Below are 21,545 nucleotides of genomic sequence, written 5' to 3'. Positions count from 1 at the left end.
CCGATGGTGAACCCGAACGCAGGCGAGGCGGAATTGCTCGTGAATGGAACGCCTTATGCGCTGAAGCTGACACTGGGCGCACTGGCGGGGCTGGAGGCCGCGCTGGAGGAAGGCACGCTGGTCGATCTGGTGCAGCGGTTTGAACAGGGCCGGTTTTCCGCCCGCGACGTGCTGGCGCTGCTGGCGGCCGGCCTGCAGGGCGGCGGATATGATCTCAGCCGCGAAGACCTGGCATCTGCCGCCATCACCGGCGGGCCGATGCAGGCGGCGCGGGTGGCGGCGGAACTGCTGGTGCGCAGCTTTGCCGTGCCGGAGAGCAAATGACTGCGCTCGACTGGCCCGCCCTGATGCGCGCCGGGATGGCGGGGCTGAGGCTGCTGCCGCGTGACTTCTGGCAGCTGACCCCGGCGGAGCTGCGGCTGATGCTGGGCGATGCTGCCACGCCGCAGCCCTTGGGCCGCGACCGGCTGGCGGCCTTGATGCAGGCCTTCCCGGACCGGCCTGCGCCGCAGAACAAGGAGACAACAGATGACTGATTCATCCTCAATGGCGGAACTGGAATTGCAGGGCGAGGCTTTGGGCGAAGCACTGGACGGTGCCTCTGGAATGGCCGCAGCCTTTGCAGAAGTGCTGGGGCGGGTCAAGGAGGGGTTCTCTGAAACCGGCCGCGATGCGCAGATCCTGGACCGCAGTCTTTCCAAGGGCTTACGGCGCGCTTTTGAGGGGCTGGCCTTTGACGGCGACAGCCTGTCGGAGGCGATGGACACGCTGGCCCGCAGCATGATCCGCACCACCTACAACGCGGCGATGAAGCCGGTGACCAATCATATCAGCGGGATGATGACCGACGGGCTCACCTCGCTGATCGGCGGCATGCTGCCCTTTGCCGATGGCGCGGCTTTCAGCCAGGGCAAGGTGATGCCGTTTGCCAAGGGCGGGATCGTGACCAGCCCGACAACCTTCCCGATGCGCGGCGCCACCGGGCTGATGGGCGAGGCCGGGCCGGAGGCCGTTCTGCCGCTGACCCGCGGCGCGGACGGCTCGCTGGGCGTGCGCAGCCAAGGCGGCGGCGGGGTGAGCGTGGTGATGAATGTCTCCACCCCGGACGTCAAAGGCTTTGAACGCAGCCGCAGCCAGATCGCCGCGCAGCTGTCGCGCGCGCTGTCCCGCGGCGGGCGCAACCGTTAAGGATGGAAGGTAACCACATGAATTTTCACGAAGTCCGCTTTCCCGCCTCGCTCAGCTTCGGCTCTGTCGGCGGCCCGGAACGGCGCACCGATGTGGTGACGCTGGCCAACGGGTTCGAGGAGAGGAACACCCCCTGGGCGCACTCCCGCCGCCGTTATGACGCCGGGCTGGGCCTGCGCGCGCTGGAGGACATCGAGACGCTCATCGCCTTTTTCGAGGCCCGCCAGGGGCAGCTGTATGGCTTCCGCTGGAAGGACTGGAGCGATTACAAATCCGCCCGGCCCAGCGCCGAACCCGATTTCCGCGACCAGGTGATCGCCACCGGCGATGGCAGCACCGTGACGTTCCAGCTGGCCAAGACCTACCGCTCCGGCGCATTCACGTATCATCGCCCGATTGCCAAACCGGTGGCGGGCACGGTGCGGGTCGGCATCGAACAGGATGAGCTGCGCGAGAGCGTCGATTATGAACTGGACACCGCCACCGGTCTGATCACCCTGGCGCACCCGCCCGAAGCGGGCCTCAGCATCAATGCCGGGTTTGAATTCGACGTGCCGGTGCGGTTCGACACCGCCAGCATCCAGACCAGCGTCGCCTCGTTCCAGGCCGGTGAGGCGCCCGCGGTGCCGGTGGTGGAGGTGCGGGTATGAGCAGTCTTTCCAAGGCGTTGCAGGCGCATCTTCAGTCCGGCATCACCACCGTCTGCCGCGCCTGGGCGCTGGAGCGGAGGGACGGAACGGTGCTGGGCTTCACCGATCACGATTGTGTGCTGCGCTTTGATGGCGTGGATTTTCAGCCCGGCAGTGGCCTCACCGCGCGCGCGGTGCAACAGGCCACCGGCCTGTCTGTCGACAACACAGAGGCGCTGGGGGTGCTGAGCGACGCCGCCGTGCGGGAGGATGACATCGAGGCCGGCCGGTTCGACGGCGCCGGGGTGCGCTGCTGGCTGGTCAACTGGCAGGATGTTTCGATGCGCTGGCTGCAGTTCCGCGGCTCCATCGGTGAGATCCGCCGGGCCGGCGGCGCCTTTGAGGCGGAGCTGCGCGGGCTGAGCGAAGCGCTGAACAGGCCGCAGGGGCGGATTTATCAGAAGCCCTGCACCGCGGTGCTGGGCGATGCCGCTTGCAGATTTGATCTGGACACGCCCGGCTATGCGGCGGAACTGGCCGCCGCGGAGGTGGAGCGCAATGAGGTGTTCCGCTGGGACGCCCTGCAGGGGTTTGAGCCGGACTGGTTCACCGGCGGGCGGCTGACGGTCCTCAGCGGCGCGGCCGAGGGGCTTTGGGCGGCGGTGAAAGCCGACCAGACCTCGGCGGATGGCCGCAGGATCACGCTGTGGGAGCCGGTCCGGGCCGCGGTTCAGCCGGGTGACATGCTGCGGCTGGAGGCGGGCTGCGACAAGCGGATGGAAACCTGCCGGCTGAAATTCAACAACCTGCTGAACTTCCAGGGGTTCCCGGACATTCCGGGCGAGGACTGGGTGATGGCGGTGCCGCGCCAGTCGGGCATGAACACCGGGGGCAGCAGGCGATGAGCCGGGTGGTGCAGGCCGCCCGCGGCTGGATCGGCACGCCTTATGTGCATCAGGCCTCCTGCAAGGGGGCGGGCTGCGATTGCCTGGGCCTGATCCGGGGGCTGTGGCGGGAGCTGTGCGGGGCCGAGCCGGAACTGCCGCCCGCCTATACGATGGACTGGTCAGAGCCGCAGGGGGCTGAGGTGCTTTGGCAGGCGGCGGCGCGGCATCTGGCGGCGAAGACTCTGCGCGATGCCGCTCCGGGTGATGTGATCCTGTTCCGGATGCGGGAGGGATCGGTGGCCAAGCATCTGGGGGTGCAGTCCGCGGTTGGTGAAGATGAGCTGAGGGCTGCGCCTGCCGGGGGGCATGCAGGCGCAACCCGGCGTGCCGCCGGGCGGTACGTTCGTGTTTCAGCCCCCGCCTTCATCCACGCATACGCCGGCCACGGGGTTGTCGAAAGCCCGCTGAGCCCGCCCTGGCAGCGCCGCATCGTGGCGCGGTTTCACTTCCCGAAGGAGCTGATCTGATGGCAACCATTCTTCTCTCGGCCGCAGGCGCGGCGGTTGGCGGCGCAATCGGCGGCACTGTGGCGGGCCTCTCATCCGCGGTGATCGGCCGGGCGGTGGGCGCCACGCTGGGCCGCATGATCGACGACCGCCTGCTGGGCTCAGGCTCCGCCCCGGTGGAAACCGGCAAGGTCGACCGCTTCCGCCTGACCCAGTCCAGCGAGGGCAGCCCCGCCGCGCAGGTCTATGGCCGGATGCGGCTGGGCGGGCAGGTGATCTGGTCCTCGCGGTTTCTGGAAACCTCCACCACCAGCGGCGGCGGCGGCAAGGGCCGTCCCAGCCAGCCGCAGGTCACCAGCTACAGCTATTCCGTGTCGCTGGCGATTGCGCTGTGCGAGGGGGAAATCGCCCATGTCGCCCGCATCTGGGCCGACGGCGAGGAAGTGGCGCCCAAGGATCTGAACATGACCGTTTACCGCGGCACACAGGACCAGCTGCCCGACCCGGTGATGGAGGCGATCGAGGGCGCAGGCGAGGTGCCTGCCTACCGCGGCACAGCCTATGTGGTGTTTGAGAACCTGGAGCTGTCGCGCTTTGGCAACCGGGTGCCGCAGTTTTCCTTTGATGTGCTGCGGCCGGAGCAGCCGGACAGCCGGACATTTGCGCAGGATCTGGGCCAGCTGGTGCAGGGGGTGGCGCTGATGCCCGGCACCGGCGAATACGCGCTGGCCGCCGGGACGGTGCTGTACTCCGGCGGGCCGGGCGATGCTAAGGCCGCCAATGAGCATACGCCCTCGGGGCTGAGCGATCTCAAGACCTCGCTCAACGCGCTGGAGGCGGAGCTGCCGTCCTGCGGCGCGGCCTCGCTGATCGTGTCCTGGTTCGGCGATGACTTGCGCTGCGGCACCTGCACGCTGACACCGAAGGTGGAGCATAAGGAGGCTGAGGGCAGTATGCCCTGGAGCGTCAGCGGGCTGACCCGCGAGAGCGCGGCGCAGGTGCTGACGCAGGAGGGCACGCCGCTTTATGGCGGCACGCCCGCCGATGCCTCGGTGATCCAGGCGATCCGGGAGATGCGAGGCAGGGGCCTGAGGGTGATGTTCTATCCCTTCATTCTGATGGATCAGGCCGAGGGCAACGCATTGCCCGATCCCTGGACCGGTGGCGCCAGCCAGCCGCATCTGCCCTGGCGTGGCAGGATCACACTGTCCGCCGCGCCGGGGCAGCCTGGCTCGCCCGATGGCACCGCGGCGGCGGATGCGGAGGTGGTGGCGTTTTTCGGCACCGTCACCGCGGCGGATTTCACTGTGGGCGACGGCACCGTCGCCTACAGCGGGCCGCAGGAATGGAGCCTCAGCCGGTTTATCCTGCACAACGCTGCGCTCTGTGCGGCGGCGGGCGGGGTGGAGGCGTTCTGCATCAGCTCCGAGATGCGGGCGCTGACGCAGATCCGCGGCGCCAGCGGCTTTCCTGCGGTGGAAGCCCTGCGGGCCTTGGCGGCGGAGGTGCGCCTGCTGCTGGGGGCAGAGACCAAGATCGGCTATGCCGCCGACTGGTCCGAATACTGGGGCTATCAATCGCCGGAGGGCGACCGGTATTTCCACCTTGACCCGCTGTGGGCGGACCCTGAGATCGACTTTATCGGTATCGACAATTACATGCCGCTGAGCGACTGGCGAGAGGGGGAGGATCACCTGGACGCGCGCTCCGGCGTGCCGGCGATCTATGACCTGGATTACCTGCGCAGCAACGTGGAGGGCGGTGAGGGGTTTGACTGGTATTACCACTCGCCCGAGGCCGAAGCGGCGCAGATCCGCACTCCGATCACTGACGGCGCCCATGATGAGCCCTGGATCTGGCGCTACAAGGATATCCGCAGCTGGTGGATGCACGAGCATCACGAGCGGATCGGCGGGGTGCGCCAGGCCGCACCGACCGCCTGGGTGCCGCAGAGCAAACCGGTTTGGTTCACCGAACTGGGCTGCGCTGCCATAGACAAGGGCACCAACCAGCCGAACAAGTTCCTGGACCCGAAAAGCTCAGAATCGAAACTGCCGAAATATTCCAATGGGTTGCGTGACGATCTGATTCAGATCCATTACCTGCGCGCGATCCTTGGCTATTGGGGCGAGGAAGCCAACAACCCGGTCTCGGACGAATACGGCGGGCCGATGCTGGACATGGCAAACGCCTATGTCTGGGCCTGGGACGCGCGGCCGTTCCCGGCTTTCCCCAGCCGTCTGGAGATCTGGAACGACGGCGAGAACTATCTGCGCGGCCATTGGCTGAACGGGCGGGCCGGGCAGCGCACGCTGGCCTCGGTGGTGGCGGAGGTGTGCCGCCGGGCGGGGCTGGAGGCGTTCGATGTCTCGCAGCTTTACGGCGTGGTGCATGGCTATGTGAACCCGGATGTGAGCGATGCGCGCGCGGTGCTGCAGCCCCTGATGCTGCGGCATGGGTTCGATGCGGTGGAGCGCGACGGGCTGCTGCAGTTCCGGATGCGCAGCGGCACCGGGGCTGAGGCGCTGGCGCTGGAGCATCTGGCCGAAAGCGAGGAGCTGGAGGGCACGCTGGAGCTGGCCCGCGCCAGCGAGGCGGAGCTGGCGGGGCGGGTCCGGCTGCGGTTCACCGAATGGGGCGGCGACCATGCCGCCGGATCGGTGGAGGCGGTCTTGCCAGATGAGGCCACCCATGCCGTCAGCCAGAGTGAGCTGCCGATGGCGCTGACCGGTGCCGAGGCGCGCCAGGTGGCCGGACGCTGGCTGGCGGAGGCGCGGATCTCGCGCGATACGCTGCGGTTCCAGCTGCCGCCCTCGATGCTGCATCTGGGGGCGGGGGACGTGGTCTCGCTGCCGCTGGAGGGGGGCGATCAGCTCTACCGTATCGACCGGCTGGAACAGGGCGAGGCGCAGCTGGCGGAAGCGGTGCGGATCGAGCCCGGCACCTATGACCTGGCCGCGGTGGCGGAGGAGCTGCCGGGCGTCAATGCCTTTGCAGCACCTGGGCCGGTGCTGCCTCTGTTCCTTGACTTGCCACTGATGCGCGGCGACGAGGTGCCCCATGCGCCGCATCTGGCGCTGACGGCGCAGGCCTGGCCGGGCAGCGTGGCGGTCTACGGCTCCGGGGCGGATGAGAATTACGCGCTGGAGCAGGTGATCGCCGCGCGGCAGGTGGTCGGGGTCACCGAAACGCCGCTGTATGCCGCCGGAGCAGGGCGCTGGGATCTGGGCGCGGATCTGCAGGTGAAGCTGATCTCCGGGTCCCTGGAAAGCCGCACCCTTGAGGCGGTGCTGAACGGCGCAAATGCGGCCGTCATCGGCGATGGCACTTCGGGCAACTGGGAGCTGTTCCAGTTCCGCGAGGCGGAGCTGATCGCGCCGCAGACCTATCTGCTGCGCGGGCGGTTGCGCGGCCAGCAGGGCACTGACGGGGTGATGCCGCAGGTCTGGTCTGCGGGGTCTTTTGTCGTGCTGCTGGACGGCACGCCGGTGCAGATGGAGCTGGCGCCGGAACAGCGCCGCCGGGTGCGCCATTACCGGATCGGGCCTGCGCGGCGGGCGCTGGAGGATCCGTCTTATGTGCATCTGCAGGAGAGTTTCGAGGGCATCGGGCTGCGCCCCTATGCGCCGGTGCATCTGCGGCTGAGCGGTGCGCTGGGTGAGGACATTGCGGCCAGCTGGATACGCCGCACCCGGATCGAGGGCGACAGCTGGGAGCTGGAGGAGGTGCCGCTGGGCGAGGAGTTGGAATCCTACCGCATCCGGGTGATGCGCGGGGCCACGGTGCTGCGGGAGGAAACCGCGGCAGCGCCGGACTGGACATACCCGGCGGCGGCGCAGGCGGCGGACGGGGTGCAGGCCGGAGATATTCTGGAGGTGGCCCAGCGGTCGGCGCGGTTTGGTGCCGGGCCTGCGGCGAAGGTTGAGCTGGGATGATCCGTCCGGTGCTGCCGGGGGATGTGACCGCGGTGGCGCGGGCCTTGCTGGCGGCGCCGGGGAGCGAACGGTTGCCCCTGTGCCGCCGCATTTTCGGCGGCGCAGCGGAGGCAGCGGCGCATTGCCGGCTGTTCGGCCGCCTGCATCCGCGCTGGGGCGATGGATCTTTGAACACCGCGGCCCGGCGGTTTGGGCTGGCGGATGAACCGTTTCTGGATGATCCGGAGTACCTCAGCTGCACCCGGCTGGTGCTGCGGGAACTGGCGGAAGCGGTTGTGGCGGACGGGGAAGCTCCCGCCCGCTGATCCGTGCAGGGAACCTGCCCGGTCGGCAGTTGGGCGCAGCGCCGCCTTGCGGCGGCGCGGGTGCGCAGCCCGGCAGGCTGGCGGGGTCAAGGAGGGCCGCAGGCCCCCGCGCCCTGGCGCAGCGTGTCCTTGAGGCTGCCAGGCTGGCCTGACACTTGGGCAGGCGTCTTGAGGACGCAGACAGCGCCCTCAAGCGCTTCTCAGCAAAGTCTTTCCGAAACAGAGGCGGCACGTTCCGCGGCTTGCCGGTGGAACAATGCACGCAGGAATTGGGCCTCCACGCCGCGCGCCGCAGGCGCGCGGCGCCGGTCGGTTCGGGCCCAGCCCGAAGCGAAAAACCTCAATTCCAGCCTAACCCGAAGCGCAGCTGATGCATTTGAGCGCTGCCGGGTCCAGTTGCAGCCGCTTCGGGGCAATCTCCTCGCCGCAGTCCTCGCAATAGCCGTATTCATCCGCGTCCATGCGGGTCAGCGCAGCCGTCAGGCGCCGGGTTTCCAGCTGGCGGCGGGCGGCTTGGGCCTTGGCCATGGCCTGCATCTGCAGGGCGTCCATGCGCGACAGGCGGCCGACCATCTGCTGGTCCAGTTCCACCACCCCTTGGGCGTCCTCACCGCGGGCATCCTCTGCCGCCAGCTCTGCCAGCCGGGCGGTGATCTGCTGTTTCAACGCGGCCTGACCGGACTCATTCATTTTGAAAATATGCCTCATCACGGGTTTGCGTTTGCTGCAAACCACCTTAGATGGGTAGTCTGAGCGGAGAAAGGACGTTGACCCATGGCAAAAACACAGCAAGCCGTAACTCCGGTGGATCCCGTATGGGACCGCATCACCCGCGAAGCTGAGGAGGCCGTTGCCACCCAGCCGCTGATGGGCGGCCTGATTCACGCCTGCATCCTGCACCACAAGACGCTGGAAAAGGCGCTGTCCTACCGGATTGCCGCCAAGCTCTGCTCGAATGAGATGTCGATGATGGTGCTGCGCGAGATCGTCGACGAGGCCTATGAGAACTGCCCCGAAATTCTGGAAGCGGCGCGCGCCGACCTGATGGCGATCAACGAGCGCGATCCGGCCAGCCACCGGCTGCTGCAGCCGATCCTGTACTTCAAGGGATTCCAGGCGGTGCAGGCCTACCGGGTCAGCCATTACCTGTGGGATCAGGGGCAGAAGGATCTGGCCTATTTCTTCCAGATGCGCACGTCCGAGATTTTCGGCATCGACATCCACCCCGGCGCCCGCATCGGCAAGGGGATCATGATCGACCACGCGCATTCCATCGTGATCGGTGAGACCGCGGTGGTGGGCGACAATGTGTCGATGCTGCATTCGGTGACCCTGGGCGGCACCGGCAAGGAAGAGCAGGACCGCCATCCCAAGATCGGCGACGGGGTGCTGATCGGGGCCGGCGCCAAGGTTCTGGGCAACATCAAGGTGGGCCATTGCAGCCGCATTGCCGCCGGGTCGGTGGTGCTGTCGGAGGTTCCGCCCTGCATGACTGTTGCCGGTGTGCCTGCAAAGATCGTCGGCGAGGCGGGCTGCGACCAGCCCTCGGTCAGCATGGACCAGAGGTTCCCGAACGGCTCCGGCACGGAGTGAGCCGCCCGGCTGCGGGCCTGAGAATTTGAGTATTTCAGGAAAGATGAAAGGGGCGGGTTCCGCCCCTTTTTGATGTGCGTATCAGCGGTGAATATTGTTTTCAAATAATGAGTTGCAGGCGGCATTTGATCTAGCAACGCCGGATGAGGAGGCCGCAGGTCCCGCTTTTGCGGCGGCAGGGCGGAGAGTGGTCTTAAAGCTTGGCGGCTGGCTTGATCCTGTTCCGTCCGGGGCGCATATTCCTGAGGAACACGATAGTTTTCTGCAGTTTCGATTTGGGGGACAGATCATGATTTACACAACCGAAGGCCGCGGGCGGCTGTATGGCTCGATCCTGGAAACCGTGGGCGACACGCCCGCCATCCGGCTGAACCGCATCGCGCCGGACCATGTCACCATGTATGTGAAGTTCGAGGCGTTCAATCCGGCGGGGTCGGTCAAAGACCGGTTGGCGCTGAACATTATCGAGGCGGCGGAGCGTGAAGGCCGGCTGGAGCCGGGCCAGACCGTGGTGGAGGCGACCAGCGGCAACACCGGCATCGGGCTGGCGATGGTGTGCGCCGCCAAGGGCTATCCGCTGGTGATCACAATGCACGACGGGTTTTCGGTCGAGCGGCGGCGGCTGATGCGGATGCTGGGCGCCAAGGTGGTGCTGACCCGCAAAGAGGACAAGGCGGTGGGCATGGTCGCCAAGGCCAAGGAACTGGCGGAGGCGAACGGCTGGTTCCTGGCGCATCAGTTCGAGACCAAGGACAACGCCGACATTCACGAGGCCACCACCGCGCGGGAGATCCTGGGCGATTTCGAGGGCGAAAGGCTGGATCACGTGGTGCTGGGCTATGGCACCGGCGGCACGGTTGCGGGGCTTGGGCGCGTCTTGAAAGCGGCGCGGCCGGATCTGAAGATCACCCTCAGCGAGCCCGCCAACGCGGCGCTGGTGCAGTCTGGTGAGGCGCAGGAGCGCAATGATGAGGGCGAGCCCGCGGCGACGCATCCGGCGTTCAACCCGCACCCCATTCAGGGCTGGACCCCGGATTTCATCCCGCTGGTGCTGCAGGAGGCGCTGGATAACGGCTATTTCGATGCGCTGGAGCCGGTGAGCGGCGACGAGAGCATCGCCTGGTCCAAGCGGCTGGCGGCGGAGGAAGGCATTCTGACCGGCATTTCCGGCGGCGCCAGCCTGGCGGCGGCCATCAAGGTGGCGGAAACCGCGCCGGAGGGCTCAGTGCTGCTGGCGATGCTGCCGGATACCGGCGAGCGCTATCTGTCGACGCCGTTGTTTGAGGATATTGCGGCGGAGATGGATGAGTCAGAACAGGCGCTGTCGGCCTCGACCCCCGGGTATCAGTACTGAGCGGCGCGCCGCCGCTGGCCGGGGGCTGGCGGCGGGTGTTGCGCAGCTGTGTATTTAAGGGAAGATGAAAAGCGGGCGGCGGGCGTTGCCTTCTGACGGTCTGGAATTCCCGGGGCTCCGGGCGAGCGTTGGCTGTGCCATTCGCTCGGACCGCTATGCCGGACAAAACCGACATTGGATTTACTGCCTTCGCTGGCGCAGAGATCCCTCGCAGGCGCGGCATGAGACTTGCGCCACCGCATAAGATTTCCCGATTGCGGTCATACACAGGTGCAAAATTCGCCGAACCCGAACCGCTGTTTCGCCGCGACCAGAACCGAGAACCGAGAAGCAGGGAGCGGGGCTAGGCTTTCTTCACGCGGATAGGACGTTTGGCTCCGCTAGGTTTCTGATGCTCAAACGTTTTATGAGCTGTCCTACTGATGGTGAAGGAACCCGGTTTGGACTTGGCCGCGTCAGCTTCCATCAAGGTTTCCGGACAGGGTTACCGTTGGCAATAATCTGATGGATCAGAGAAGCAGCAGCGTGGTGCCCTTCGGCATCAGTTCCCGTACCATCCGCGTTCTCATGAAAGGCCGCGGCATCACGAAGAACACCAATGACTTCATGCTCAGGCAGCACCTGGAGATCTTTCATAGCCAGCAGCAATGCCTCGCAGATTGATAGCGCGGCCATTCCTGCACAGTCGGTCCGCTCGGACATTTTGGGCCTTCCTTTCTTGCATTGCGTGGCATGATAAGCTGACAGAGAGGTTATCTTCAGCACCTTCGCAGGAAACGAAGCAGGCCGAACTGATCCAAAGCAGTTCCGGGGACCGGCGGTGTTCAATACCACCGCGCCAGCTCAGGAGGGGTTATGAACTCCATCGAACACAGCCCGCTCGCAAGGAAGCTGTCGGCATTTGCCACTCTTTCAAAAGATGAGCTGGCCGTACTCACTCAGCTGCATCAGCGGCGGAAAACCTTTGCGGCAGGTTGTGACCTTGTGCATCAGGGACAGCCTGGACAGGCCGCGTACATTCTGGCTTCGGGCTGGGCCTGCTCGTACAAGATCCAGCCGGAGGGATCGCGCCAAATCGTCGACTTTCAGATACCGGGTGATTTTCTGGGATTGCGCAGCGTTTTGCTGCGCACTTCGGACCATAGCATCGAGCCTGTTGTGGAGATCGAAGCAGCCGAGGTTATGGCAGGTGACCTGCTGGGAGCATTTGCCGACACCCCAAGGCTGGCGGCCGCCATACTCTGGGCGGCGTCACGCGATGAAGCGATGGTTGTTGAGCATCTTGTCGGGCTGGGACGCCGCGATGCAGATGCGCGAATGGCACATTTTCTGCTGGAACTTGGTGCCAGGCTGGCGTTCGTCGGACTGGGAAGCAAGGAGGGCTATGCCTGCCCTTTGACCCAGTACCATCTTGCTGATGCTCTGGGATTGACCGCTGTCCATGTGAATCGTGTTCTGCGTCAACTTCGGGAACGAAAACTGGTCACCTTCCGGGAGGGCCACGTGAAGTTCGGAGATATTGACCGGCTCATGGAAATGGCGGATTTCGATCCGGCATATCTGGACCAAACCGGACCGCTTTTGAAATGAAACGGTCACCCTTCGGTAAAGCCCAGGCTGCCGGCTGGCGGGTTCAGAACGGTCAGGCTAGGCGAGAACTTGTTTTGCCGCGTCAAGCTCCCTGTACATTTCGGTGTGATTTTCATCGCTGTGCGCCTTCTCCGCAAGCCTGTAATGCTTCCAAGCCGCTTCTTTCTTCGGCCCGGCCGGGGCTCTTTCGCAGGCAGCTCTTATGGAATCCAATTTCACAGAAAGTCTTCTTGTTTCGGGGGTCATTTCGGTGTCCTTTCAAATGTCTCCGAGAATAAAAAGCGCGAACTATGTGCAAGACCGGATTGGACCAGCACATACCCCGCGCTTCTTTGGCACTCGGAAACAATCACACACCGGCAAAATACGGCGCCGGTTCAGTCCTTGTATCCGGGATTGGGTCTGCACGTACTGACACAGGTTAGCTAGCGGTTTCCCGGTTCGGGCGCTCTGCAAAGACTGGTTGCACTCGCCTGAGCAAAAGTTGTCGACGAAGGCTATTCCTGCCCACGTGCGCGTCGGAGACTGCATTAAGCCGACGCAGACCGGCACCGGGGTGGCACCGGCCGCTGCTGGCGGCCGCAGTCTAGCTTGGTACCGTCAAAACTTGAAAAGCTGATAGGCGCTAACATCGATCAGTGCGTGAACTTCGCGCTCACCTTAAGGTCTTTGATGATACTCAGCTTTGCCGGGATCACGCCCTGAAGATCCCAGGAAGCTTTTTTGCGGCAGAGGCAGCCAAACAAGCCAAACAGAAATTCAATGAGAACCTGGATGAACACACGGTCGTCCAGATCGACGGTGACGTTTTCCCATCCGTTTGTTTTTGGCAGGCTATGCAGAAGAACTTCCTGCCCGAGCCTGCGAAGTCATCGTGGAAGAGGAGCTGATTCAGGGGCTCAGCTTCGTGGCCTACCGGACCGCAGCAACCTATCTGCTGGTCCTGGGCAGGGGCGGCCAAGCAGGCCGGACCGAATTGCGCATGATCACCCAGAGTGACTTGGAAACTGCGCAAAGCCGCGCCAGCGGATTTGACACAAAACAGCAATCATAGCGACGCGGCGCTTTCTCCGCAGGAGGACCAGAGATGACTTATCCCGAATGGCTGAGGCCCGGAGTTTACGGAGCCCTGATTGGCGCCGTCTCCATTACCATCGCAGGGTTCTCCTGGGGCGGCTGGGTGACGGGAAGCCGAGCAGATGCAATGGCCAGTTCCAGATCCCATGACGCGTTGATCGCGGCGTTGGTGCCGGTTTGCGTCGACCAGGCACAAACAGATTCCAACCGGACTGCCAAGCTGGCATTAATCCAGGAGGCTATGTCTTACAAGCGCCGGGATGCCGTTATGGAAGCAGGCTGGGCAACGGTTCCTGGCTCAGAGCAGCCAAACCGTGATCTTGCACAGGCATGCCTTGCCGGGCTGGATCTTGATGCCTCCTGATTTTTCAGACCGATCGGTGTCTTCTGAATCCAGCACAGCGTTGCCGGTCAAAGAAATGGTCTCCTGGGCTTTCCTGAAATCCTTGATCAGACGTTTTGCCGCCGTGTTCGGGCTTTTGCTGGTATTCGCAGCGCCTGCTTTTTCGCAGTCAAGCACCTCCTCGATACCAGAAAACGCCCATGCCAAAAGTTACGGCGGCGGGTGGGAATGCAACCTGTCCTACCGCCTTGCCGGTGATACATGTGTTGAAGTTGCCGTGCCGCAAAACGCGTACCCGACGAACAAGCCTTATGGTAGCGGATGGGAGTGTCTGCATGGGTATATTGAGGTCGAAGGCACATCTTGTGATAAAGTCTTTATCCCGGAAGGCGGGTATCTCGATCCTTCGGGCAAGCGGTGGAACTGCTTGCGCGGATACCGGAAGATCGACGACATCTGCCAGGAAATTGCCCTGCCGGAAAATTCCTATCTGACGAACGACACCAGTGCGCCAGCTTGGCGCTGCAATCGGGGTTTTGAGGCCAAAGGTGCGAAATGCGTTGCTATCGATGTGCCGGAACACGCCTTCTTGAACGGCTCAAAATATGGGCGGCCTTGGACATGCGAGCGCGGGTACTTTGAACAGGATGGAACATGCACAGCCGTGTTCATCCCCGAAAATGCCTACTTTGACGATGCACCTTACAGAAACGGCTGGAAGTGCGCGCGCGGTTACGAAGTGTCTGGAAAGCGCTGTGTTCTCATAAAACTGCCGGATAACGCTCATCTCGACAGGTCAGGCAACCGATGGGAGTGCAACAAGAGCTTTCAGCGGGCAAGAGGCCGCTGTGTTCTGAGTAACTAGGCTTTGCACCTTATGCTGCCCTGCTTGGCGGCGTCATAACTAGCGGCGGGCAGTCAATGCCAAGCGCTTGTTTCAATCCAAAGGACAAATCATGGACCCCGCAGCCAAAGCCGGCCTCTCAGCACGGCAAAATGCAAGCAATGCGCGTTTGTCTTCACCAGTCCACTCAGAGGAGCCTGGGAGCAATGGCAAGCTGCCCTTCCACCCTGTTCCCAGTGCAATCGTGTACTGCGAAGGAAACTTCGCCGGAAATGATGGGAAAACTGCAAACGGGCTGGTGCGCCACTCAAAGGCCTACCGGATAGTTTCAGTGATCGACAGCGGGCACCACGGGTGCGACAGCGGGCAAGTCCTTGATGGGGAAATCAACCGGATCCCGGTTTTCGGCAGTCTTGAAGCCGCCATTTCCCATCACCGCACAGTCCCTGACACGCTGATTTACGGGATGGCGCCGTCAAACGGGAAACTCTCCTGCAACGACCGGAAGGTTGTTCTGGAGGCGATCTCGCGGGGAATGAACATCGTAGCCGGCCTGCATGAATACCTAAGTGAAGACCTGGAGATCATTGCTGCTGCAAAATCCTGGAACGTTACTGTCCGGGATATCCGAAAGCCCCGGCTCAGCAAGGACATGCGCCTGTTCGACGGAAGTATTGCGCGTGTGAAGGCGATCCGTATCGCCATTTTGGGAACCGACTGCGCAATTGGAAAACGGACCACGGCGACCCTCCTCGAAAGGGCACTGAATGCGCAACGCATCAAGACGGTTCTGGTTGGCACAGGCCAAACAGGTTTGATGCAGGGCGGCAGGTATGGCGTCGCAATGGACGCGGTGCCGCCGCAATTCTGCTGCGGGGAATTGGAAGGGGCTGTGCTTGCGGCATACGAGAGCGAACAGCCGGATGTCATTCTGATCGAAGGCCAGGGCGCACTCAGCCATCCGGCGTTTTGCACTTCCGCATTCATTTTGCGCGGCAGCCAGCCCGACGCGGTGATCCTCCAGCATGCGCCAGCGCGGGCGCACCGCTGCGACTTTCCGGAGATGGCAATGCCGGATCCCAGTGACGAGATTGCCCTGATCGAAGCGTTTTCGGACACAAAGGTAATCGGCGTGACCCTCAACCATGAAGGGCTGACAGACGCGGAGATCAATGCTGCTATCAGGAACCATGCGCGGACACTGGACCTGCCGGTCAGCGATGCCCTCAGCTGCCCTCCGGCGCATCTGGCTGAACTTGTTCTGTCTGCTTATCCTCAATTACGGCCGGTGCCGGGGAAGGCTGCGTTATGAGTGCCCCGCGCTTGGAAATTGATCTGAGCAAAATCCGTCAGAACACGCGTGTTCTTGTCGACCGCTTGGACCCACGCGGGATCACTGTGACAGGTGTGACCAAAGCCGTATGCGGACACCCGGGCATTGCAAAAGCCATGCTTTCTGGCGGTGCAACAGGACTGGCTGATGCGCGGGTGGCAAATGTTGAGCGTATGCGCAAGGCAGGGATAACCTGCCCGGTCCTGATGATCCGGACACCCATGCTGAGCCAAGTGGAGCGCGTTGTCTCGTCCTGCGAAGCCAGTTGCAACACCGAAGCCGGGATCATCGCCAGCCTCGCCGCTGCTGCCCTGCGCCAAGGCACCAATCACGGGATCATCCTGATGGTGGAGATGGGGGATCTTCGTGAAGGCATTATGCGCGAGGATCTGACCGACATCGCGCTTCAGGTCACCAGAACACCGGGCGTGCTGCTCAGAGGCATCGGTGCAAACTTTGCTTGCCTGGCGGGCCCGGCTCCCACTGCTGAGGATATGGCGGCACTCTCATCACTCGCGGACGCCACGGAAGCGGAATGCGGCCCCTTCGTTGATGTGGTTTCCGGAGGCAGTTCCGCGAATCTGCGGTGGGCGCTTGATACAGGACCGGCAGGAAGGGTGAATAACCTGCGCCTGGGGGAGGCCATCCTGCTCGGCACCGATCCGGTTTCCGGAAACCCGATAAACGGGCTTCACACAGACGCTTTCGTCCTGCAGGCAGAGGTGATCGAGACAAAAACAAAGTCTAAGCTGGCACCGTTGAAGCTGTCCGATCCTGCATTGTCAGCGCTGAGCCTGGTGCCAGGCAATCATTGGAAAACCCGGTCGATCCTGGCCATCGGGCTGCAAGACACAGATCCGGCCGGGCTGATCTTTCCAGCAGCGGTTTCCTACATCGGTGCGACCAGCGATCACCTGGTCGTGGAAACGACGAATTGCCCGCTGCGTATCGGGAGCGAGATAACTCTGCGTTTGAACTACAGCGCCCTTTTGCACGCCATGGCAGCACCCGACGTTGAAAAAGTTCTTTGCGACGACAGACCTTCTGCAGACGCTCGTTCAGCCAGGCGGAATGGTCGGCACCCGGCACTCTTGTGATGCCGGCGGTCTCTTGGCGATGCAGCTCCAAACCTCGTTCAGCGGCCTCAAGTCTGCAGCGTCCCGTAGCAATTTGAGCCGGGAATACCTATATCTGATGTGACTGCTGGTGCTTTCTTCGCCTCACAGAGAGGCTGAAAACTGCGGCTCGCAACCGATCGACCGAAACATCTCTTTCAATGGCCTGAGCGCCGGCATTGGTCTGGGCACCGGTGACGCGGCTTTTCCGATCAATTCGGCTGGCGCAAATGCGAGAAAGAGAGAGGGGTTCAGATCCGCTTGCATGTTCAAGACCAGCCCTGACTGCCCTCTAAAGACCCTTGATGCCGTCAATCCGCGGCAACTCCGCTTTGCCGGACCGGCAAGAACAGCACCGCAGCAAAGGAGAACCAGAAAATGGATCAGCTGACAAGCAAGGCCGTCGCTATATTCTCCCGCCCTTTCACCTTGCCTGGATTTGACGAGACACTCCCAGCTGGGGAATACGGCATTGAAACCGAACTTTCCGCACCTCCCGGCCACCTGACACCCCAGGCCTGGAAAGCTTCTGTTTTGATACAGTTGCACCCGCGCGCGTCACATCCAGGGCTGGCTCGCAGCCTGACTGTTTCACTGGCGGACCTCGAGAGCGCCCAAGCCAAGGACAAGTTGTCAGGCAAGGACCTGTCGCAGTTCTTCCTTGAAGAAATGCTTGCCGACCCGATGGTGCGCTTGGTGATGCAGGCTGACGGCGTGTCTGAAGCCCAAATCCGCCGTTTGTACCTTGGCGAATGCGTTCCGGACCAGGATCGTGAGCAGGCTGCCCAAAGTGCTGAACAGGCAGGCCCTTCAGGCGCATTTGCAATCCAATCTGCTGAGAACGAAGGCTTGGCACCTCCGGCAGACAATCGCGCCAACAAAGTTGTCAGCCCTGCACCGGACATACCGGGCGGCAAGGAGCCACGTGATGACTGATAGAAACGAACAAGATGCCTTTGTGACACCTGCCCGCGGAGACGTGCCGCGGGAGCGCCTTTGCTTGCGGTGCAACTCTGTTTTCTGGAGTGAATGGTTCGGTGAACGGATCTGCCGGCGCTGCAAATCTTCAAATGCATGGCGTACCGCTGTTTCGGTAAGATCCGGCTCGCCTGGCCGCCGTTGAACCCCCTCCGGGCATCACAACTTTCACTATGCCGGATCGGCACTTCGCCAAGCTCTTAACGGGTTTTACTCCTTGGCAGCCTGCGGACCTTCATAGGTCGGCAGGAATGAACTGAATCTGACGCAACAGGTTAGATAAGAAGTGAGCTGGGTTTATGATGACCTGCCAGTTCTGGTGCACATGCAAACTCTCCTACCCGAACGGAACGCTATGTCTGCGTTGATACGGAAGGTGGTCAGTGGCCACCCGGCCAGGCGCCTCACCCTGAGAGTGATTGCCTCTGGGCGCCAGTCCAAATGAACTGCAGTTTGTATCGTTCAGTTGCCAGGATGGCCTGATCTCACTGGCCGCTGCATTTATCCAGAAGCCGGGAGCGCCTTACGGAACGGCTGGTCTGCTTTGTGTTGACGCCGTTGCCATGCGCATGAGCTAACACTGTCTTGCGACTCTTGCCGCGGAGCTTCATCAAGCGGTCTTTTTGTCCCGCGCAATACGGGTCTGCGGTTTAAAATCGCTGCACACTGCCCTGAATGGCCGGGTTCTCCGCCGCATGGCGGCACTAAGAATTTTGCAGATGCCGCATTTTCCCTGCTGTGAGCGCGCAGAGAGAAATTCGAACTCGCAGTTTGGTCTCGAAGCGGGCATTTGAGATTGGCGGCTGCATCGCAAAAGAAAAAGCCCCGGCGCTGAGGCCGGGGCTTTGGTGTTTTGCAGAGGCGGCCTGTCAGGCCAGCATAACCATCGGGTTTTCCAGGTTCTCCTTGATCGCGTTCAGGAGCTCTGCCCCCAGCGCGCCGTCGATCACCCGGTGGTCGACCGAGAGGGTGACGGACATCACGGTGGCCACCGCCAGCTCGCCGTCCTTGCCGACAACCGGCTTCTTGACGCCGGCGCCCACGGCCAGGATCGCGCCGTGCGGCGGGTTGATCACCGCGTCGAAGTTGTCGATGCCGAACATGCCGAGGTTGGAGATCGCGAAGCTGCCGCCCTGGTATTCATGCGGCGCCAGCTTGCGGTCGCGGGCGCGGGCGGCGAGGTCTTTCATCTCAGCCGACAGGGCGGACAAGGATTTGGTGTCGCTGTCCTGCAGCACCGGGGTGAACAGCCCGCCCTCGATGGCAACGGCGACGGCCACGTCGGAGGCTTTCATCTTGAGCACCCGGTCACCGGCCCAGACCGCGTTGGCGTCCGGCACCGATTGCAGCGCCAGGGCGCAGGCCTTGATGATGAAGTCGTTGACCGAGAGCTTGACGCCGCGGGCGTCGAGCTGCTTGTTCAGGTCGCCGCGGAACTTCAGAAGCGCGTCCAGCTGGATGTCGCGGCGCAGGTAGAAATGCGGCACCTGCTGCTTGGCCTCAGTCAGGCGGGCGGCGATGGTCTTGCGCATGCCGTCGAGCTTGACCTCTTCGTACTCGCGGCCCTCGTACATGCGGGCGACCTGGTCGGCGGAGGGGCCGGCCACGGGGGCGGCAGCGGCCGCCGGTGCGCTGGCGGCTTCGGCTTTAGGAGCCTCTTCCTTGGCGGCTTGCGGCTTGGCGTCGATCACGTCGGCCTTGACGATGCGGCCCTTGGGGCCGGAGCCCTCGATCTGCGCGAGGTCCAGGCCCTTGTCGGCGGCGATGCGGCGCGCCAGCGGGGAGGCGAAGATGCGGTTGCCGTCGGCGCCCTGCGGCGCGGCGGGGGCGGCTTTGGCCTCTTCCTTCGGCGCTTCGGATTTGGCTTCCGCAGGCGCCTCTTCCTTGGCTTCCTTGGCCGGAGCCGCGTCCGCGCTGGAGCTGCCGGAGGTGTCGATGTCGTCGGCGCTTTCGCCGTCTTCCAGCAGCACCGCGATCGGGGTGTTCACCTTCACGCCTTCGGAGCCTTCGGCGATCAGGATCTTGCCGACGGTGCCTTCGTCCACGGCTTCAAACTCCATGGTGGCCTTGTCGGTTTCGATCTCGGCGATCAGGTCGCCGGAGGAAACAGTGTCGCCTTCCTTGACCAGCCATTTGGCAAGGGTGCCTTCCTCCATGGTGGGAGAAAGCGCGGGCATCAGGATTTCGGTGGGCATGTCAGCGCTCCTCAATCAGAACAATTTGGTCAAACGGCGCCTTGGGGCGCCTGGTGCCGCGGGCCAGATGGGTGATCGCGGCTTCGATCTTGTCTTTGTATTCGGCCATCCAGACGTAGGCCTCCTGATGGGAGGGCCGCGAGCCGATCAGCCGTGTGTCTGCTGCCAGCCGTTCGGGAACCAGTGCGGTGACTGTGCGCCCGTCGACGGTCAGCGTGACGCGGTAGCTTTCGGTTTCGGGATCGCGGCCCCTGATTTCCATCGGTGCCTCTAGCGGTAGGACACTTGTTTCACGGCTTCGACCACCTCTTCCGTGGTGATCAGCGCGTGGCGTTCCAGGTTGGCGGCATAGGGCATCGGCACGTCCTTGCCGGTGCAGGTCAAAACCGGCGCATCCAGGTAGTCGAACGCCTCGCGCTGCACTTCGGACGCGATGTAGCTGCCGACGGAGCCCTGCGGCCAGCCTTCCTCGACCGTGACCAGGCGGTTGGTTTTCTTGACCGATTCAATCACCGTGGGCAGGTCCATCGGGCGCAGGGTGCGCAGGTCGATGACCTCAGCTGAGATGCCGTCCTGGGCCAGCTTGTCGGCGGCTTCCAGCGCGTACTGCATGCCGATGCCGAAGGAGACGATGGTGGCGTCCGAGCCTTCGCGCCAGATCCGGGCCTTGCCGAAGGGGATGGTGAAATCGTCCAGTTTCGGCACGTCGAAGGCGCGGCCGTAGAGGATTTCGTTCTCCAAGAAGATCACCGGGTTGGGATCGCGGATCGCGGTCTTCATCAAACCTTTGGCGTCGGCGGCGGAGTAGGGCATCACCACCTTGAGGCCCGGGATCTGCATGTACCAGGCGGCGTAGTCCTGCGAATGCTGGGCGCCGACACGGGCGGCGGCGCCGTTGGGGCCGCGGAACACCATCGGCGCGCCCATCTGGCCGCCGGACATGTAAAGCGTCTTGGCCGCCGAGTTGATAATCTGGTCAATCGCCTGCATGGCGAAGTTGAAAGTCATGAACTCGACAATCGGGCGCAACCCGCCAAAGGCCGCGCCGGTGGCGATGCCGGTAAAGCCGTGCTCAGTGATCGGGGTGTCGATCACCCGCTTGGCGCCGAACTCATCCAGCAGGCCCTGGGAGACCTTGTAGGCGCCCTGGTACTCGGCGACTTCCTCGCCCATCAGGAACACGTCCTCGTCGCGGCGCATTTCCTCGGCCATGGCGTCGCGCAGGGCTTCGCGCACGGTGGTCTGCACCATCTCGGTGCCTTCCGGGTAGTCGGGCTCCAGAACCTTGGCCGGCATGGCAGGTTCTTTCTGCGGTGCGGCGGCGGCGGGTTCGTCCGAGGGTGCTTCCCCGGCGGGCGCTTCCTGGGCCGGGGCCTCTTCCTTGGCGCTGGAGGCCTCGTAGTCGTCGGCGCTTTCGCCGTCTTCGACCAGCACCGCGATGGGGGTGTTCACCTTGACGCCTTCGGTGCCTTCACCGATCAGGATTTTGCCGACGGTGCCTTCGTCGACGGCTTCGAATTCCATCGTCGCCTTGTCGGTTTCGATCTCGGCCAGGATGTCGCCGGAGTTCACGGTATCGCCTTCCTTGACCAGCCATTTGGCCAGGGTGCCTTCCTCCATGGTCGGCGACAGGGCGGGCATCAGAATTTCAGTTGCCATGTCTTGTTCTTCCC

23 protein-coding genes are annotated in these 21,545 nt (G+C 63.4%); 17 read left to right on the top strand and 6 right to left on the bottom strand.

Annotated elements, in window-relative coordinates:
• Positions 1–3: 3 nt before the first annotated feature.
• From CAER_RS0124095 to CAER_RS0124060, 8 genes are read left to right on the top strand one after another with little or no spacing between them, the layout of a single operon-like run.
• A complete protein-coding gene (locus CAER_RS0124095; RefSeq protein ID WP_027237777.1) occupies positions 4–324 on the top strand; it encodes a gene transfer agent family protein in 321 nt (106 codons plus the stop codon).
• Complete coding sequence (locus CAER_RS0124090) at positions 321–536, top strand: rcc01693 family protein (RefSeq protein WP_027237776.1); 216 nt, start codon at positions 321–323, stop codon at positions 534–536. Before CAER_RS0124095 ends, CAER_RS0124090 begins: the two co-directional genes overlap by 4 nt.
• Positions 529–1,188: a phage tail tape measure protein gene (locus CAER_RS0124085; protein WP_027237775.1), complete on the top strand. Its 660-nt coding sequence runs from the start codon at positions 529–531 to the stop codon at positions 1,186–1,188. Before CAER_RS0124090 ends, CAER_RS0124085 begins: the two co-directional genes overlap by 8 nt.
• Positions 1,189–1,205: 17 nt before the next feature.
• On the top strand, positions 1,206–1,838 hold the full coding sequence (locus tag CAER_RS0124080) for a DUF2460 domain-containing protein (protein WP_027237774.1): 633 nt from the start codon (positions 1,206–1,208) through the stop codon (positions 1,836–1,838).
• Positions 1,835–2,722, top strand: a complete 888-nt coding sequence (locus tag CAER_RS0124075; protein ID WP_027237773.1) for a DUF2163 domain-containing protein — start codon at positions 1,835–1,837, stop codon at positions 2,720–2,722. The genes CAER_RS0124080 and CAER_RS0124075 overlap by 4 nt, the downstream gene beginning before the upstream one ends.
• Positions 2,719–3,231 (top strand): C40 family peptidase, encoded by a 513-nt coding sequence (locus CAER_RS0124070; RefSeq protein WP_027237772.1) that lies wholly within the window; start codon positions 2,719–2,721, stop codon positions 3,229–3,231. The genes CAER_RS0124075 and CAER_RS0124070 overlap by 4 nt, the downstream gene beginning before the upstream one ends.
• Positions 3,231–7,145, top strand: coding sequence for a baseplate multidomain protein megatron (locus CAER_RS0124065; protein WP_027237771.1), 3,915 nt, complete (start codon positions 3,231–3,233; stop codon positions 7,143–7,145). Before CAER_RS0124070 ends, CAER_RS0124065 begins: the two co-directional genes overlap by 1 nt.
• Positions 7,142–7,450, top strand: a complete 309-nt coding sequence (locus tag CAER_RS0124060; RefSeq protein ID WP_027237770.1) for a DUF7742 family protein — start codon at positions 7,142–7,144, stop codon at positions 7,448–7,450. Before CAER_RS0124065 ends, CAER_RS0124060 begins: the two co-directional genes overlap by 4 nt.
• A gap of 351 nt (positions 7,451–7,801) precedes the next feature.
• Here CAER_RS0124060 and CAER_RS0124055 read toward each other — a convergent pair whose 3' ends face one another.
• A complete protein-coding gene (locus tag CAER_RS0124055; protein WP_167332332.1) occupies positions 7,802–8,158 on the bottom strand; it encodes a TraR/DksA family transcriptional regulator in 357 nt (118 codons plus the stop codon).
• Positions 8,159–8,224: 66 nt separating this feature from the next.
• Between CAER_RS0124055 and cysE the strand changes: the two genes are divergently transcribed.
• Together cysE and cysK are read left to right on the top strand one after the other, a co-directional pair.
• On the top strand, positions 8,225–9,043 hold the full coding sequence (gene cysE / locus CAER_RS0124050) for a serine O-acetyltransferase (protein ID WP_027237768.1): 819 nt from the start codon (positions 8,225–8,227) through the stop codon (positions 9,041–9,043).
• Between the two features lie 289 nt (positions 9,044–9,332).
• Positions 9,333–10,397, top strand: a complete 1,065-nt coding sequence (gene cysK, locus CAER_RS0124045) for a cysteine synthase A (protein WP_027237767.1) — start codon at positions 9,333–9,335, stop codon at positions 10,395–10,397.
• 465 nt (positions 10,398–10,862) lie between these two features.
• Here the strand turns inward: cysK and CAER_RS29415 are convergent, their stop codons facing one another.
• Positions 10,863–11,099: a hypothetical protein gene (locus CAER_RS29415; RefSeq protein ID WP_084299631.1), complete on the bottom strand. Its 237-nt coding sequence runs from the start codon at positions 11,097–11,099 to the stop codon at positions 10,863–10,865.
• Positions 11,100–11,252: 153 nt separating this feature from the next.
• Between CAER_RS29415 and CAER_RS0124035 the strand changes: the two genes are divergently transcribed.
• The gene (locus tag CAER_RS0124035; RefSeq protein ID WP_027237766.1) at positions 11,253–11,987 is read left to right on the top strand and encodes a Crp/Fnr family transcriptional regulator; all 735 of its coding nucleotides are present in this window, start codon (positions 11,253–11,255) and stop codon (positions 11,985–11,987) included.
• A gap of 57 nt (positions 11,988–12,044) precedes the next feature.
• On the opposite strand, the gene CAER_RS29410 is transcribed toward CAER_RS0124035, so the two are convergent.
• Positions 12,045–12,233 carry a hypothetical protein gene (locus CAER_RS29410; protein ID WP_084299630.1) on the bottom strand — a complete coding sequence of 63 codons (189 nt, stop codon included), beginning with the start codon at positions 12,231–12,233 and terminating at the stop codon, positions 12,045–12,047.
• A gap of 392 nt (positions 12,234–12,625) precedes the next feature.
• On the opposite strand from CAER_RS29410, the gene CAER_RS29895 reads away from it, so the two are divergent.
• From CAER_RS29895 to CAER_RS28415, 6 genes are all read left to right on the top strand, one after another.
• Positions 12,626–12,877 (top strand): hypothetical protein, encoded by a 252-nt coding sequence (locus tag CAER_RS29895; RefSeq protein WP_154667828.1) that lies wholly within the window; start codon positions 12,626–12,628, stop codon positions 12,875–12,877.
• 197 nt (positions 12,878–13,074) lie between these two features.
• Positions 13,075–13,428 carry a hypothetical protein gene (locus CAER_RS29405; RefSeq protein ID WP_084299629.1) on the top strand — a complete coding sequence of 118 codons (354 nt, stop codon included), beginning with the start codon at positions 13,075–13,077 and terminating at the stop codon, positions 13,426–13,428.
• Entirely contained in the window at positions 13,400–14,272 is an 873-nt protein-coding gene (locus tag CAER_RS29400) for a hypothetical protein (RefSeq protein ID WP_245597403.1), read from the top strand. Before CAER_RS29405 ends, CAER_RS29400 begins: the two co-directional genes overlap by 29 nt.
• Positions 14,273–14,363: 91 nt before the next feature.
• Positions 14,364–15,563 carry a DUF1611 domain-containing protein gene (locus tag CAER_RS0124020; RefSeq protein ID WP_027237764.1) on the top strand — a complete coding sequence of 400 codons (1,200 nt, stop codon included), beginning with the start codon at positions 14,364–14,366 and terminating at the stop codon, positions 15,561–15,563.
• Positions 15,564–15,574: 11 nt separating this feature from the next.
• Positions 15,575–16,681 carry an alanine/ornithine racemase family PLP-dependent enzyme gene (locus CAER_RS0124015; RefSeq protein ID WP_245597402.1) on the top strand — a complete coding sequence of 369 codons (1,107 nt, stop codon included), beginning with the start codon at positions 15,575–15,577 and terminating at the stop codon, positions 16,679–16,681.
• A 396-nt stretch (positions 16,682–17,077) separates the two neighbouring features.
• Positions 17,078–17,635: a hypothetical protein gene (locus tag CAER_RS28415; protein ID WP_051357846.1), complete on the top strand. Its 558-nt coding sequence runs from the start codon at positions 17,078–17,080 to the stop codon at positions 17,633–17,635.
• 911 nt (positions 17,636–18,546) lie between these two features.
• Here CAER_RS28415 and CAER_RS0124005 read toward each other — a convergent pair.
• The 3 genes from CAER_RS0124005 to CAER_RS0123995 are packed head-to-tail and all read right to left on the bottom strand — an operon-like array spanning position 18,547 to position 21,531.
• Entirely contained in the window at positions 18,547–19,872 is a 1,326-nt protein-coding gene (locus CAER_RS0124005; protein WP_027237762.1) for a pyruvate dehydrogenase complex dihydrolipoamide acetyltransferase, read from the bottom strand.
• 1 nt (position 19,873) lies between these two features.
• Positions 19,874–20,134, bottom strand: coding sequence for a hypothetical protein (locus tag CAER_RS0124000; RefSeq protein WP_027237761.1), 261 nt, complete (start codon positions 20,132–20,134; stop codon positions 19,874–19,876).
• 8 nt (positions 20,135–20,142) lie between these two features.
• A complete protein-coding gene (locus tag CAER_RS0123995; RefSeq protein ID WP_027237760.1) occupies positions 20,143–21,531 on the bottom strand; it encodes a pyruvate dehydrogenase complex E1 component subunit beta in 1,389 nt (462 codons plus the stop codon).
• Positions 21,532–21,545: the final 14 nt, after the last annotated feature.

The sequence above is a fragment of the Leisingera caerulea DSM 24564 genome (genome assembly GCF_000473325.1).
GTDB lineage: Bacteria > Pseudomonadota > Alphaproteobacteria > Rhodobacterales > Rhodobacteraceae > Leisingera > Leisingera caerulea.
Note: the sequence above shows the minus strand (reverse complement) of the source record. Positions and strands in the feature narration are given on the sequence as shown.

Excerpts from the sequence above, each read along its gene's own strand:
- CAER_RS0124095 (WP_027237777.1), top strand. The coding sequence starts at position 4 with ATGGTGAACCCGAACGCAGGCGAGGCGGAATTGCTCGTGAATGGAACG.
- CAER_RS0124090 (WP_027237776.1), top strand. The coding sequence starts at position 321 with ATGACTGCGCTCGACTGGCCCGCCCTGATGCGCGCCGGGATGGCGGGG.
- CAER_RS0124085 (WP_027237775.1), top strand. The coding sequence starts at position 529 with ATGACTGATTCATCCTCAATGGCGGAACTGGAATTGCAGGGCGAGGCT.
- CAER_RS0124080 (WP_027237774.1), top strand. The coding sequence starts at position 1,206 with ATGAATTTTCACGAAGTCCGCTTTCCCGCCTCGCTCAGCTTCGGCTCT.
- CAER_RS0124075 (WP_027237773.1), top strand. The coding sequence starts at position 1,835 with ATGAGCAGTCTTTCCAAGGCGTTGCAGGCGCATCTTCAGTCCGGCATC.
- CAER_RS0124070 (WP_027237772.1), top strand. The coding sequence starts at position 2,719 with ATGAGCCGGGTGGTGCAGGCCGCCCGCGGCTGGATCGGCACGCCTTAT.
- CAER_RS0124065 (WP_027237771.1), top strand. The coding sequence starts at position 3,231 with ATGGCAACCATTCTTCTCTCGGCCGCAGGCGCGGCGGTTGGCGGCGCA.
- CAER_RS0124060 (WP_027237770.1), top strand. The coding sequence starts at position 7,142 with ATGATCCGTCCGGTGCTGCCGGGGGATGTGACCGCGGTGGCGCGGGCC.
- CAER_RS0124055 (WP_167332332.1), bottom strand. The coding sequence starts at position 8,158 with ATGAGGCATATTTTCAAAATGAATGAGTCCGGTCAGGCCGCGTTGAAA.
- cysE (WP_027237768.1), top strand. The coding sequence starts at position 8,225 with ATGGCAAAAACACAGCAAGCCGTAACTCCGGTGGATCCCGTATGGGAC.
- cysK (WP_027237767.1), top strand. The coding sequence starts at position 9,333 with ATGATTTACACAACCGAAGGCCGCGGGCGGCTGTATGGCTCGATCCTG.
- CAER_RS29415 (WP_084299631.1), bottom strand. The coding sequence starts at position 11,099 with ATGTCCGAGCGGACCGACTGTGCAGGAATGGCCGCGCTATCAATCTGC.
- CAER_RS0124035 (WP_027237766.1), top strand. The coding sequence starts at position 11,253 with ATGAACTCCATCGAACACAGCCCGCTCGCAAGGAAGCTGTCGGCATTT.
- CAER_RS29410 (WP_084299630.1), bottom strand. The coding sequence starts at position 12,233 with ATGACCCCCGAAACAAGAAGACTTTCTGTGAAATTGGATTCCATAAGA.
- CAER_RS29405 (WP_084299629.1), top strand. The coding sequence starts at position 13,075 with ATGACTTATCCCGAATGGCTGAGGCCCGGAGTTTACGGAGCCCTGATT.
- CAER_RS0124020 (WP_027237764.1), top strand. The coding sequence starts at position 14,364 with ATGGACCCCGCAGCCAAAGCCGGCCTCTCAGCACGGCAAAATGCAAGC.
- CAER_RS28415 (WP_051357846.1), top strand. The coding sequence starts at position 17,078 with ATGGATCAGCTGACAAGCAAGGCCGTCGCTATATTCTCCCGCCCTTTC.
- CAER_RS0124005 (WP_027237762.1), bottom strand. The coding sequence starts at position 19,872 with ATGCCCACCGAAATCCTGATGCCCGCGCTTTCTCCCACCATGGAGGAA.
- CAER_RS0124000 (WP_027237761.1), bottom strand. The coding sequence starts at position 20,134 with ATGGAAATCAGGGGCCGCGATCCCGAAACCGAAAGCTACCGCGTCACG.
- CAER_RS0123995 (WP_027237760.1), bottom strand. The coding sequence starts at position 21,531 with ATGGCAACTGAAATTCTGATGCCCGCCCTGTCGCCGACCATGGAGGAA.